This is a genomic window from Rhizobium sp. R86522, assembly GCF_042466255.1.
Classification (GTDB): domain Bacteria; phylum Pseudomonadota; class Alphaproteobacteria; order Rhizobiales; family Rhizobiaceae; genus Allorhizobium.
This window is the reverse complement of record NZ_JAXHBX010000001.1, coordinates 2,214,627-2,227,841: the sequence shown is the minus strand read 5'-3', so window position 1 is coordinate 2,227,841 and position 13,215 is coordinate 2,214,627. Positions and strand designations below refer to the sequence as shown.

General features: G+C 61.9%; 13 protein-coding genes. 2 read left to right on the top strand and 11 right to left on the bottom strand.

What is annotated here, in order from left to right; all coding sequences use genetic code 11:
• Positions 1-39: 39 nt before the first annotated feature.
• Positions 40-2,142 carry a LysM peptidoglycan-binding domain-containing protein gene (locus SJY08_RS10765; RefSeq protein ID WP_377275547.1) on the bottom strand — a complete coding sequence of 701 codons (2,103 nt, stop codon included), beginning with the start codon at positions 2,140-2,142 and terminating at the stop codon, positions 40-42.
• Between the two features lie 157 nt (positions 2,143-2,299).
• On the opposite strand from SJY08_RS10765, the gene SJY08_RS10760 reads away from it, so the two are divergent.
• Complete coding sequence (locus SJY08_RS10760) at positions 2,300-2,920, top strand: TIGR00730 family Rossman fold protein (protein WP_377275546.1); 621 nt, start codon at positions 2,300-2,302, stop codon at positions 2,918-2,920.
• Positions 2,921-2,933: 13 nt separating this feature from the next.
• Here the strand turns inward: SJY08_RS10760 and rarD are convergent, their stop codons facing one another.
• From rarD to cysS, 8 genes are all read right to left on the bottom strand, one after another.
• Positions 2,934-3,830, bottom strand: a complete 897-nt coding sequence (gene rarD, locus SJY08_RS10755; protein WP_377275545.1) for an EamA family transporter RarD — start codon at positions 3,828-3,830, stop codon at positions 2,934-2,936.
• Between the two features lie 117 nt (positions 3,831-3,947).
• A complete protein-coding gene (gene cimA / locus SJY08_RS10750) occupies positions 3,948-5,564 on the bottom strand; it encodes a citramalate synthase (protein ID WP_377275544.1) in 1,617 nt (538 codons plus the stop codon).
• A gap of 151 nt (positions 5,565-5,715) precedes the next feature.
• Positions 5,716-6,675, bottom strand: a complete 960-nt coding sequence (pip, locus tag SJY08_RS10745; RefSeq protein WP_377275543.1) for a prolyl aminopeptidase — start codon at positions 6,673-6,675, stop codon at positions 5,716-5,718.
• 1 nt (position 6,676) lies between these two features.
• Positions 6,677-7,165, bottom strand: coding sequence for a GFA family protein (locus tag SJY08_RS10740; protein WP_377275542.1), 489 nt, complete (start codon positions 7,163-7,165; stop codon positions 6,677-6,679).
• The gene (locus SJY08_RS10735) at positions 7,162-7,629 is read right to left on the bottom strand and encodes a GFA family protein (protein WP_377275541.1); all 468 of its coding nucleotides are present in this window, start codon (positions 7,627-7,629) and stop codon (positions 7,162-7,164) included. The genes SJY08_RS10740 and SJY08_RS10735 overlap by 4 nt, the downstream gene beginning before the upstream one ends.
• A gap of 126 nt (positions 7,630-7,755) precedes the next feature.
• Positions 7,756-8,154 carry a type II toxin-antitoxin system VapC family toxin gene (locus SJY08_RS10730; protein WP_377278549.1) on the bottom strand — a complete coding sequence of 133 codons (399 nt, stop codon included), beginning with the start codon at positions 8,152-8,154 and terminating at the stop codon, positions 7,756-7,758.
• Between the two features lie 14 nt (positions 8,155-8,168).
• Positions 8,169-8,411, bottom strand: a complete 243-nt coding sequence (locus SJY08_RS10725; RefSeq protein ID WP_054150488.1) for an antitoxin — start codon at positions 8,409-8,411, stop codon at positions 8,169-8,171.
• Positions 8,412-8,467: 56 nt separating this feature from the next.
• On the bottom strand, positions 8,468-9,952 hold the full coding sequence (gene cysS, locus SJY08_RS10720) for a cysteine--tRNA ligase (RefSeq protein ID WP_377275540.1): 1,485 nt from the start codon (positions 9,950-9,952) through the stop codon (positions 8,468-8,470).
• 310 nt (positions 9,953-10,262) lie between these two features.
• Between cysS and SJY08_RS10715 the strand changes: the two genes are divergently transcribed.
• Positions 10,263-11,501: a diguanylate cyclase gene (locus tag SJY08_RS10715; protein ID WP_377275539.1), complete on the top strand. Its 1,239-nt coding sequence runs from the start codon at positions 10,263-10,265 to the stop codon at positions 11,499-11,501.
• On the opposite strand, the gene SJY08_RS10710 is transcribed toward SJY08_RS10715, so the two are convergent.
• Together SJY08_RS10710 and SJY08_RS10705 are read right to left on the bottom strand one after the other, a co-directional pair.
• A complete protein-coding gene (locus SJY08_RS10710; RefSeq protein WP_069041730.1) occupies positions 11,502-12,380 on the bottom strand; it encodes a DMT family transporter in 879 nt (292 codons plus the stop codon). It abuts the gene before it with no gap.
• Positions 12,381-12,426: 46 nt separating this feature from the next.
• Positions 12,427-13,167 carry an SDR family NAD(P)-dependent oxidoreductase gene (locus SJY08_RS10705; RefSeq protein WP_069041729.1) on the bottom strand — a complete coding sequence of 247 codons (741 nt, stop codon included), beginning with the start codon at positions 13,165-13,167 and terminating at the stop codon, positions 12,427-12,429.
• Positions 13,168-13,215: the final 48 nt, after the last annotated feature.

The window sequence follows — 13,215 nt, the reverse complement described above, 5'->3', positions numbered from 1 at the left end:
TTCCAGTTCGCGCGAATACAATAACGGAACTGTGAAAGCTCAGTTCACCGCCTCGCCGCGCAGACGTTTGCGATGAATCTCTTCCGCATTGGGAAGCGCATCGCGCGGCACCATGAAGATCTGGCCGGGCTCGATCAGATCAGGATTGTTGATCTGGTTCTCGTTGGCGAGATAGATGGTGGTGTAGCGGACACCCTGACCGTAGACCCGTCGCGAAATCTGCCAGAGCGTGTCGCCGCGGCGGATGATGACGCTGCTGTCGCTCTGTTCGAGCGGCGCCTGCTGGATGGTTTTCGGCTCGCCGGAGGCCGCCGCCGTTTCCGGGGCGGGCGAGCTTGACGCAACACCGGCCTCCGGCTGTGCGGCCGGTGCTTGTGCAGCAGGAGCAGGTGCCGGATCGTTGAGGAGATCACGGATCAGCGCGACGAGCTGCGGCAGGGCGGCGCCCAATGCGTCGACATTGCCGTTCGGCACCGACTGCAAGAGCGCGAGCGCCTCCCGTGCCTTGGCGGCGTGGCTGCTAAAGGCGGCAGCAAGTTCAGGAGCAACATTCGGAGATGGACGGAAGCCGATGATCGACTGTAATCCGATTTCCGTGGCGGAACGTGCCGCTGCCGCCTGCTCCAGCGCCGGCTTCTGGCCGTTGGCGAACAGGTTTTCGAGGATCGTCACCGCCTTGGTCAACGAGATGCGCAGACGCTCAAATTCCGACTGGTCGGGAGTTGCAGCCGAGGAGGTGGCTCCTGGAGCGGTTTGCGCTACGACGGAGACCTGCTCGCCGGCGGGGCGCTCGAACGGCACCGAGGCGCGTACGACAACCTTGCCGGCGGAATCCAGCAGTTCCACTTCGATGATGTGGTTGCCGACGTCGAGTTTCATTTCGCCTTCAATGACGAAATTACCATTCCCATCACTCACAGCCTCACCGATGGCGGCCTTGTTGGCGAAGCCGCGAACCGTGGCACCGGCGCGTGCCTTTCCGGCGACAAAAATCCGATCGCCTTCGATCTCCACAGCTGTGACTTGAACCTCGGTTGCGCCGGGAAGGGCGGCGGGTTCTTCGGCCACCGGTTTCGATGTGGATGCTGCAGCCGTGTCGGTCGTGCCGGGCATGGCTGGTGCCGAGCCGGCAAGCTCGGTCGCCGCAGCAGGAAGGTCGGGCAGTGTGACGCCACCAGCCTGTGCGGCAGGTGCTGCAGCCGGCGAAGCGGTCTCAGTTGCTGCTGCCGGCTGGCTTGCCGATGCCGCAGCATTTTCGGAACCGGGAAGCGTGATCAGCCGGCTTGCCTCGCCAGGCTTAGACACCATGGCTAGGAGCTCGCCCTTGCCACCTTCGGGTACGGAGATCGTGGCGACTTCTTCCGAGGTCACGACCTTGCCGTCGGGAGCCGTGGCGCGAATCTGCAGCGCGTGGTCGCCGGGCGGCAGCGGCTGATCAAGCACGGCGGCGAAATCGCCGGTGCCGTCGACCGTCTGCGAGGAAATGACCTGTTCGCCATTGAGGATCTCGACGGTGGCGCCGGGCACGGCGTTGCCAGCGATGACCGTGGAGCCATCGGGCTCGACGCGAAGGACGTCGAAGCGCGGAGCGACGTCCGCCAGCGTCTCGGCGACCGGAGCAGGGGTGGTGACCGGCTTTCCGAGCAGCGCATCCTTGATCGAGGCGACGAGGCCTGCGGCCTTTGCCGGATCGGCCGGCAGCTGCTGAACCATCTCCAGAGCTCGCGCAGCATCCGCCTGTGCCGTCTTGATCCCATCCATGATCGTCGCATCGAGGCCTTCCGGGATCTCGACCGAGGAGAGAGCCTGCAGGGCAACCTGAGCCAGTGTTTTGGCGGCGGTATAGGCTTCGATGCCCGGCGTACGGCCATCGGCAAACAGCGCCGAGATGCCATCGATGGCCTTTTCGGCCTCGGCCTTCAGGCGATCCATCTTCTGGCTGGCTACGATGGCAACGTCTTGTGCGGCGCCTTCGGCCGTCGCCTGGACCTGGTCGGCTGCGGACTTCGCAGCATCGGCAGCCGCGTTCACCGTCGGCAGATTGGCCGTTGGCGTGTTGAGCCGCGGCATGATGACGAACACCATCAGCAGGCTGACGATGGCAAGTACCAGCAGGACCACCCAGAGGGCACGGTTCTTCATTTCTCAAGTCTCCCGGCGGAACAGCCGCCATTCCCTTGGAATTGCTAGCGTCAACCTGATGAATCGACAAGCGGCGATGGATCAATCCACCCGGCTGAACAAGGGTTATCAGCCAATTTTGTTGACCTTGGTCAGCGCAGACTGTTTTTTGCTTCGCATGAGCGAACAGAAAAACCCGATTCGATCCGTCTGCGTCTATTGTGGTTCCCAGCCCGGACGCGATCCTGCCTTCCTGGAGGCCGGCCGCAATTTCGGCCGCGCCTTGGCAGAAAACAACCTTCGCCTGGTCTATGGCGGCGGCACCAAGGGCATCATGGGAGCGGTCGCCTCCGGCTTGCTCTCGGCTGGTGGTCATGTCACCGGCATCATACCCGAATTCCTCGTCGATATGGAAGCGACACGCCATTCGCTCGGCCAGCTCAACGAATTGATTATCACCAAGGACATGCATGAGCGCAAGCACGCCATGTTCGAGCGCTCGGATGCCTTCGTCACGCTGCCGGGTGGCATTGGCACGCTGGAGGAGATCGTTGAGATCATGACCTGGGGCCAGCTTGGCCGTCATGCCAAGCCGATGGTCTTTGCCAATGTGAACGACTTCTGGAAGCCGATGCTGGAGTTGATCGACCACATGTCGGCCTCGGGCTTCATCCACACGGCCCATCTTGTGCGGCCGCTGGTGATTGATCGCATCGAGGACATCGTGCCGGCGATCCATCAGCGCTGGGCCGAGACCGGAGCGCCCGAAGGCGACCCGGAGACGATTTCCAAGCTCTGAACTTGAGTGCTGATCAGCGCTGCCGAAGCATCGGCAGCGTATAGATCACCAGTGCTGCCCAGATCAGCGGGAAGGCGACAGCCTTTGCCACGCTGAAGGGTTCATCGAAGACGAAGACGGCGGTGATGAAGATCATCGACGGCGCGATGTACTGCATGATGCCGATGGTCGACAGGCGCAACAGCTTGGCGCCGTTGGCATAGAGGATCAGCGGCACCGCCGTCACCAGGCCGGACGAGGCGAGCAGCACCGTATCGGTTGCATTGCCCATCAGGAAATGCCCGCCGCCCTCAAGGTTCAGATAGACGAGATAACCGAGCGCGATCGGCGACAGCAGCAGCACTTCCAGCAGGAAGCCCTGGTTCGGCCCGATGGGCAATGTCTTGCGGAAGAAGGCGTAGAAGCCCCAGGAGAAGGTGAGCGCCAGCGCGACCACCGGCAGACGGCCCGCTTCGACGGTGAGTATGACCACGGCAATCACGACCAGTGACAGGGCCGCAATCTGCGTCTTCTTCAGCTTTTCCTTCAGGATGACCGCGCCGAGCAGGATCGAAAACAGCGGATTGATGAAATAGCCGAGCGCGGTGTCCAGTGCATGGCCGGCCCCGATCGCCCAGACATAGATGCCCCAGTTGACGCTGATCAGCGTCGCGGTGACGGCGGCCATGCCGAGCATGCGCGGATTGCGAATGGCCTTCTTGAGGTCATCGGTGCGCTTGAGGATGATCAGCAACAATCCGGCGACCGGGATCGACCAGAGAATGCGATGCGCAATCACCTCCGCCGGCGAGATATGCGCGAGCGCCTTCATGTAGAGCGGCAGGAAGCCCCACAGCAGATAGGCCGAGAGCGCAAAGAGAAAGCCGTTCAGGCTGTCCCGGTTCTCGGCAGGAGCGGAGACGTCGGCCATGGTGTTTCCTGACTTTTGTTATGCTTGGAAACGGGATTACGCCTGCAAGGTTGCAGGCACCAATTCATTTCTGTGAAGCATCGTTCAGGCAGACCGATCGTTTGGGCGCGGCCGATCTCACTCCGCCGCGATCTGCCCCGCGAGTTCCCGGTTTTTCATCAGCTTGTAGACGATACTGTCCATCAGCGCCTGGAACGAGGCGTCGATGATGTTTTCCGACACGCCAACCGTCCACCAGCGGGCGCCTGATGCATCGGTGGATTCGATCAGGACGCGTGTTATGGCTTCCGTGCCGCCGTTCAGGATACGGACTTTATAATCCGACAGTTCCAGATCGATGATTTCGCTCTGGTATTTGCCGAGGTCCTTTCTGAGCGCGATGTCGAGCGCATTGACCGGGCCATCGCCTTCCGCCACCGACATCACCATCTCGCCATCGACCAGCACTTTGACCACGGCTTCGGACACGGTCTTCAGCTGGCCGTGGCTGTCGAATCGGCGCTCGACCATGACCCGGAAACTCTCGACGGCGAAGAAATCCGGCACGGTGCCGAGCGTCTTCAAGGCGAGCAGCTCGAAGCTTGCATCGGCCCCTTCATAGGCATAGCCGGTCGCCTCGCGCTCCTTGACGACAGAGATCAGCGTGTCGAGCTTCGGATCGTCCTTGGCAACGGTGATGCCGCGCCGCTTCAGTTCGTTGAGAAAATTCGCCTTGCCGCCCTGGTCTGAGACCATCACCTTGCGGAAATTGCCGACAGTTTCCGGCTCGACATGTTCGTAGGTTTTCGGGTCCTTCAAGAGCGCCGAGGCATGGATACCAGCCTTGGTGGCAAAAGCCGAGCCGCCCACGTAAGGCGACTGGTGGTTGGGCGAGCGGTTGAGTAATTCGTCGAAGGCGCGCGACAGGCGCGTCAGGCCGACAAGCTTCTCACGATCGATCGAGGTCTCGAAGCGCGAGGAATAGGTCTCCTTCAGACAGAGCGTTGGGATGATCGTGACGAGATCGGCATTGCCGCAGCGTTCGCCGATGCCGTTCAGCGTGCCCTGGATCTGGCGCACGCCTGCCTCGACGGCAGCAAGTGAATTGGCAACCGCCTGGCCGGTGTCGTTATGCGCGTGGATGCCGAGCGAGGACCCGGGAATGCCCGACGCGATGACGGCCTGGACGATCTCGCGGATTTCCGGCGGCTGCGTGCCGCCATTGGTGTCGCAGAGCACCACCCAGCGGGCGCCGGCCTGATAGGCCTCTTTGGCGCAGGCGATGGCATAATCAGGATTGGCCTTGTAGCCGTCGAAGAAATGCTCGCAATCGACCATGGAAAGCTTGCCCGCTTCGACCACGGCGTGCACGCTGTCACGGATGCTGTCGAGGTTTTCCTCGTTGGTGCAGCCGAGCGCGACCTTCACATGATAGTCCCAGCTCTTGGCCACCAGACAGACGGCATCCGCCTTGGATTGGATAAGCTGGCTGAGGCCCGGATCGTTGGAGGCGGAAATGCCGGCACGCTTGGTCATGCCGAAGGCGACGAAGCCGGCCTTTTGCGTGCGCCTCCTGGAAAAGAACGTCGTGTCCGTCGGGTTCGCGCCGGGATAACCGCCCTCAATGAAGTCGATGCCGAATTCGTCCAGCAGGGTGGCAATGGCGATCTTGTCCTCGACGGAAAAATCAATCCCCGGCGTCTGCTGGCCATCGCGGAGCGTCGTATCGAACAGGGTGATCTTTTCGCGTGTCATGCTGGTGTCCTCAGGCAACTCGGTGATGTCAGCCCCTCATCCGGCTGCCGCCACCTTCTCCCCGCGAGCGGGGAGAAGGCCGAAACGGCGCTGCTGTCACTCCCTCTCCCCGCCTGCGGGGAGAGGGTAGGGTGAGGGGCAATTCTCAGATTCAACGCTTCCCCGCAAACCGATCCGTCGCACGGATCAGCTGATCGAGGATGCCAGGCTCGAGATAGGCGTGCCCCGCCCCCTCGATGAGGTGGAAATCCGCCTTCGGCCAGGCCTTGTGCAAAGCCCAAGCATACTTCGCTGGGCAGGGCATGTCGTAGCGGCCATGGATGATCACGCCGGGAATGTCCTTCAGCTTGTAGGCATCGCGCAAGAGCTGACCTTCCTCCAGCCAGCCTGCATGGACGAAGAAGTGGTTTTCGATGCGGGCGAAGGCCAGTGCGAAGTCCGCGTCGTAGAAATGGCCGGAATAATCAGGGTTCGGCAGAAGCGTGATCGTCTCGCCTTCCCAGGAGCTCCAGGCCACCGCGCAGCGCCGCTGTTCCTCGCGGTCGGTGCCGGTCAGCCGGCGGCGATAGGCCGCCATCATCTCGTGACGCTCGTTTTCCGGGATCGGTGCGCAGAAACGCTCCCACTTGTCGGGAAACATCTCGGAGACGCCGAACTGGTAGTACCAGTCGAGCTCGGCCCTCGTCAGCGTGTAGATGCCGCGCAGCACGAGTTCGGAGACACGCTCGGGATGTGTTTGCGCATAGGCAAGCGCCAGTGTCGAGCCCCAGGAGCCGCCGAAGACGAGCCACTGTTCGGCGCCGATCATCTGACGCAGCCGCTCGATGTCGGCGACCAGATGCCAGGTGGTGTTGGCCTCGATCGAGGCATGCGGCGTGGACTTGCCGCAGCCGCGCTGGTCAAAGAGGATCACATCATAAAGCGCGGGATCGAAGAGGCGGCGATGCGACGGGCTGGTCGCACCGCCCGGGCCGCCGTGCAGGAAGACGGCAGGCTTGGCGCCCCTCGTGCCGAAACGCTCCCAATAGATCTGGTGCCCGTCGCCGACATCGAGCATGCCGGTCTCATAGGGTTCGATCTCGGGATAAAAGCCCCGCAATTCATTCGTCATGTCATGTCCTTTTCGGCGGCCAGGCCACCGTATCGTGATCGGGATGTTGCCGTGAGGTGGCGGCGATCCCGGCATTGCCCGCCGGAAGGTCCGACCGGTCGGTCTGCTTTTCCGGCAGTCCGAAAAGTCTGTCGAAGTACGGCACTCGGCTTTCGACCCCGTCCTGCGAAATGGGTTCGGCTAGCTCCGGCTTATCGAGACTGCCGATCGTCACGCTGATATAGGGCGAACCCTTGGTGCGGAAGAAGAGCGGCGTGCCGCAATCCTTGCAGAAGCCGCGCCCGCACGGGTCAGACGACTGGAACCAGCTTGGCTCGCCGCGCATCAGCAAAAAATCTTCCTGGCGCGAGCCGGCCAGCGCCATGAAAAAGTTGCCGCTCGCCTTCTGGCACATGCGGCAGTGACAGATATGCGGATAGCCGAGCTCGCCCGCGATCTTGTAGCGGATCGCGCCGCATTGGCAGCCACCGGAATGCACCTGACGGGTCATTGATCATCCTCCGGCGGCCACTCAGCCGTGTCATGGTCGGGATGCTGGAAGCTCTCGATCGAGGCGAAAAAGGCCTCGTATTCGGGGCTCGTATAGACAGGCTTCTCGAATAGCTGATCAATCCAGGGCAGCCGCTGGTGATGGTTGACCTGGATCTGCGGCTCGAAGCGCTCCGGATGATCGAAAGCGCCGATCGCAAGTTCAACCCCGCCCGGATGCTGATAGGTGAGCGGCGTACCGCATTTGCCGCAGAACCCGCGCTTCACCTTCGCCGACGAGCGGTAAAGCATCGGCTGCCCGCGCGTCCAGGTCAGATGCGCCTGGTCGGCGGTGACAAAGGCGCCGAAGAAGGAGCCGAATTGTTTCTGGCACATACGGCAATGGCAGATCGACGGGCGCCCAAGCTTCGACGCCTGGAACCGGACCGCGCCGCATTGACAGCCACCGCTTTCGATTTCGCTCATCTCGACGTCCTCATTGCATCGTCACATAGACCGTGACGCCGATGATCACGGCAGCCACCAGAACGCCCTTGGCGATCAGCCCGTAAAGCAGCCATTTCGGCATTTTGGTGTTGGGGTTGGGTTGGGTCATGGGTTCGACCTGACCCAGTTTTCTACCTTGAGGCCTGATACTCGGCCGAATTCTCGGACGTTGGCCGTCACCAGGGTCACGTCCAGAGATCTTGCATGCGCGGCGATGAAGAGATCCGTCGAACCGATCGGCGTTCCATTCCGTTCAAGGTCGAGGCGAATCTCGGCAAAATGGGAAGCTTCCTTGTCTTCGTAGGGCAGGATCGAAACCCGTTCGAGAAGGTTTTCGACCAGGAACGTCAGGCGCTCGGAGTTGCGTTTCAGAATGCCGAAACGCAGTTCGGACGCAACGATCGAACTGATCGCCACCTGCGCGTCGCCGACGCTCTCGATCATCGTGGCGGCGGATCCATGCGGGTTGCGGATCACGTCCGAAACAATATTCGTGTCGAGCATGTAGCGAGGCGTATTCACAGCTCGACGTCCCGCGTTGGCGGTTCACGAAGGTCGAAGTCGAAGTCCTCTTCGATTGGCTCCTGGCGGCGCAGCCATTCGATCATGCTTTCCTTCTTTGCCTGGACGGGTTCAAGGGTGATCTTGTCACCCTCCTTGCGCATGATCGCCTCGTCACCGGGGAAGTCGAACTCCACGGGAATGCGAACGGCGCGGTTGCGACCGTTCTTGAAGATCCGGACATGTCTTTCCAGTTCCATTCGCATCTCCTGAGTTGGCATATGCCAAGCATATGCCAACGGTTTCCCCCAAGCAACTACCGCTTGACCTCCCAGGTCGTTACCCGCTCGCCGGTATCCTTGTCCTTGCCGTCCTTGAGCTGAATGCCCTTTTCGCCAAGCTCGTCGCGGATGCGGTCGGCCTCGGCAAAGTTCTTCGCCTTCAGCATTTCGAGCCTGAGGTCGACGAGGGCCTGGACGGCGGCGGAGAGGTCGTCGCTGACTTCTGCCTTCTTCGGCGCAACACTGAGCAAGGCGGCGGAAGCCGCGAACAACGGCAGCTTCGACGGATCCGCATTCGCTGCCTGCGCGAGTGCATGAATCGCCTGAACGGCAGCAACCGTATTCAGGTCGTCCGAAAGGGCCTCAATAACCGATGCATCCGGGGCGGTATCCCCGGCATCACCCGCCGGCCACTTCGCCAGCAGGCGTTCCGCCTCCTCAAGCCGCTTCACCGAAAAATCGATCGGCTCGCGGTAATGCGTCATCAGCATCGCCAGCCGCAGCACCTCGCCCGGCCACTGGCGACCGCCGAATTTCTCCGTCGCCAGCAACTCGTTGATCGTGACGAAATTGCCCTCCGACTTCGACATCTTGCGGCCTTCGACCTGCAGGAAGCCGTTATGCATCCACACGGTCGCCATCAGGTCGTTGTCGAAGGCGCAGCAGGATTGGGCGATCTCGTTTTCGTGGTGCGGGAAGATCAGGTCCAGACCGCCGCCATGGATGTCGAACTGGTGCGGCTTGGCTTTCGCCTTGGGGGACAAGCGGTCCTTGATCTCTTCCCAGAGATAGCGGTCGGACATGGCAGAGCATTCGATATGCCAGCCGGGACGCCCATAGATCGGCGTGGTGGTCTTCTCGAAGGTAAAGCTCGCCGGCCAGCCCGGCTCGGTATCGGCGGACTGCTTCCACAGCACGAAATCGGCGGGGTTCATCTTGTGGCTTTCGACCGCGACACGCGCACCCGCCTGCTGGTCTTCCAGCTTGCGCTTCGACAGCATGCCGTAATCGGCCATGGAAGCTGTCGAAAACAGCACTTCATGGCCTTCCGAACCGCTGGCAACATAGGCATGGCCCATGTCGAGGAGCCGCTGGATGATCGTTATCATCTGCGGAATGTTGTCGGTGGCGCGTGGCTCGACGGTGGGTTTCAGGCAGCCCAGCGCCGCCACGTCCTCGTGGAATTGGCTCTCCGTCTTGCCGGTGACGGCGCGGATGGCCTCATTGAGGCTCATCGAACCGTCGGCGATACGGTCGCCGAAATCGCGCAATGCCCGCGCGTTGATCTTGTCGTCGACGTCGGTGATGTTGCGGACATAGGTGACCTTATCGGCGCCATAGGTGTGGCGCAGCAGCCGGTAGAGCACGTCGAAGACGATCACGGGGCGCGCATTGCCGATATGGGCAAAGTCGTAGACGGTCGGCCCGCAGACATACATGCGCACATTGTCGGGGTCGATCGGTTCGAAATCGACCTTCTCGCGTGTGAGCGTGTTGTAAAGCTTGAGGCCGCCGGCCATGTGAAACTCCCAGAATGATTGACCCGGCTGGACCGGGTCGTTTGTCATCTGGGGCTATGCAGGAGACGAAAACGGCCAGGCCAGCGAATGCGCTAGCGAATAATGATCCCGCAAATGGTGCAGAGGCTCGTTTTCATGCTGGGTGTTATGGCGCGGGTCGTGATTTTGGTCAAGGGCGCTTGCGGCGTCCCGAAAAGCGGCATGTCCGTGTCCGTCACTGTGGATACCTGCTCCTCGGCTTAAGTCTTTTTCAAGATTACTACCCCAATTCTAGCGTGGTATTCCCCCGCCCTCGGAGATGATCTTCGGTATGGACCACAGCCTGCATCTGCCAACAGTGATGATCGTCCACGCGCTGATCACACTGATATCGACGGTCGTGACGATTTATATGTGGCTGCGAAACCGGGACAGCCGGATCCTGCCTCTCCTCGTTGCGGCGGGGCTCGCTGGCTGCACGGCCATGTTTCTGCATTCGGCGCGTAGTTCGTTGCCGCTGTTCTTGTCGTCGGGCATCGGTCTCGGGCTCGGCGTCTTCGCCGTCGGCCTCTACTGGCAGGCGGTCGTTGTGTTCGAGGGCGGCAAGGCCTCTCTAACAAAGGCCTCCATCGGGCTGATTGTCTGGACGGCGCTCTGGCTGATGCCTGTCGTCTATCAATCGATAGAGCTCAGAACCACTATTCTCGGCGCCCTGATTGCCGGCTACTGCTTCCTTACGGCGCGAGATATCTTGCACAAGGCAAAGCGAGAGCCGTTGCCGTCCAGGTCGATTGCTGCGGTAGCAAATCTCATTCGAGGCGCAATTTGGCTGGTGCCGGTGCCGCTCTCTCTTCTCGTGGGCCCGGCCTATGCGGCCGATGGCACGACGGCACCCTGGTTTGCCTATGTCGTGCTGGCCAACTCCATGATGATCGTGCTGACGCTCGTCGCTCTGCTGATGCTGGCGAAGGAGCGCGACGAACTCCGTTATCGACTGGCATCCGAGCGCGATCCCCTGACCAATCTCGCCAACCGGCGCACCTTCGTAACGGAAGCCAAGGCCGCTCTCAGCCAGGAGGGCGGCACGAGTGTGCTGTTGCTAGACATCGATCACTTCAAGACCGTCAACGATACCCATGGCCACGCCGCCGGCGATCAGGTCCTGATTGCCTTTTCACGTGCCATCGAACAGCGGATGCCCAAGGGCTGCCTCTTTGCCCGTCTGGGTGGCGAAGAATTCGCCTGTCTCTTGCCGCGCATTGGCGTGCAACAGGCGCTCGCCCTGGCCGAAGAGTTGCGCCTTACAGTCGCGGGCATGGCGATGTCGCCGCTCTCACCCCTGCAGGTTACCGTCAGCATCGGTGTTGCCGAAGCCAGTGCGAGCGGTGCGGATCTCGATATGCTCCTGGCCAGCGCCGATGCCGCTCTCTACCGGGCCAAGGCGGATGGACGAAACTGCGTTCGTCTCTGCGAACCCGCAGTCCTTTTGGAGCAAACGGCAGCAACGCTCGCCTTGGTCGCGGGTGAACCGCGTCGCTCGGCTCCTCGCATCCGTCGGCGAGGCAAGTGATCAGGTAGCTGCTCGCACCGGGCGGACGAGGCCCAGAACCAGAGCACATCCGACGATGATGACGGCGCCACCCGCCAGCTGCATCACCGTCAGCGGTTCGTCGAGTACGAGAGCCCCGACCAGCACGGCAACGACGGTCACGACGAATTCGACGCTGATCGCGGCGGTCGCGCCGATGCTTTTGACCAGACCGAAATAGAGCACATAGGTCAGCGCACTCATCAAGGCTGCCAGTGCCACGAGATAGAGGTAGTCGATCGCTACAGGTGTTCCGGGAACAGGCACGAACCACAGAAGCGGCAGCGTCAGGATACCGCCGGCGATGAAGGAGCCGATCGTCACCTCCCAGGGGCCGGTGCCGGAAAGGTGCCGGCTCGCATAATTGCTGCCGAAGGCGGCCGAGAAGGTTGAGCCGACCATGGCGGCACAGCCGAGCAGGAAGGCGCCAGTGACCGGCACGGCCGGGAAGCCGACCAGCATGATGATGCCGATCGTTCCAAGCGCAAGTCCAAGCACACGCGCAGGCGTGATCCGCTCCAACCCCCAGAGCTGCGCGATGACCATGGAAAAAAGCGGGATGGACGCGACGAAGATTGCGGCCATCGCCGTGCCGATCAGCGGCGTCGCATAGGAAAGCCCCACCAGCTGCCCGGCCACGGTCGTGGCGCCTACGACCGCGAAAGGAAGCCAGCCTGCGCCGAAGTCAAGCCGGCGTCGCATAGCCCTTGCAATCACGTAAAGCAGGGCGCCTGCGATGAAGCAGCGAAAGGTCACCGCGCCGATCCAGCCGAACGCATCGACGACATGCAAGAGCAGCAGGAACGACAGTCCCCAGGCCAGGGACAGATAGGCATAAGCGGCAAAATCTCTGGGCGACATGGGTGATCCTGCTACGGGACGGCCGCCGCTAGGGTGGTGGTCCTTCTTACTCCGGCATCCGGTAATCGACCATCTTGCCTTCGCGAACGATGAACAGCTTGCCCGTTTCCGTCTGGTCCGGGCCGACGAGCGGCAGGAGCTTGGCGGCAACTTCGGACGGATGCGGCAGAGTGGCTGGATCTTCACCCGGCATGGCCTGGGCGCGCATGGCGGTGCGGGTAGCACCTGGATCGACGGAGAGGACGCGCAGAGGCAGGCGCTGGGTCTCGGCCGCCCAGGTGCGGGCGAGCGCCTCGACGGCGGCCTTGGAGGCGGAGTAGGGCCCCCAGAACGGGCGGCACTTGTGCGCAGCGCCCGACGACAGGATCAGCGCACGGCCCTGGTCGGACTTGATCAGCAGTGGCTCCAGCGAACGGATCAGGCGCCAGGTGGCGGTCACATTGATCGTCATGACCTTGTCGAAAACCTTTGCCTCAACATGGCCGATCGGCGAGATGACACCAAGCACACCGGCATTGAGGACTGCGATGTCGAGCTTGCCCCAGCGCTCGAAGATATGCCCGCCGAGCTGGTCGATGGCGGCCATGTCCGACAGGTCGAAGGGGACCAACGTCGCAGACCCGCCGACGGCCTTGATGGCGTCATCCAGCTCTTCCAGGCCACCCACGGTGCGGGCGCAGGCGATCACATGCGCGCCGGCCTTGGCGAGTTCGATCGCGGTGAAATAGCCGATGCCGCGCGAGGCGCCGGTGACGAGCGCAAGCCGTCCCTTGAGGTCGATGGTCATGGTCTGTCCTATATCCCTAGAGCATGTCCGGCTTAAGCCGGATCACAT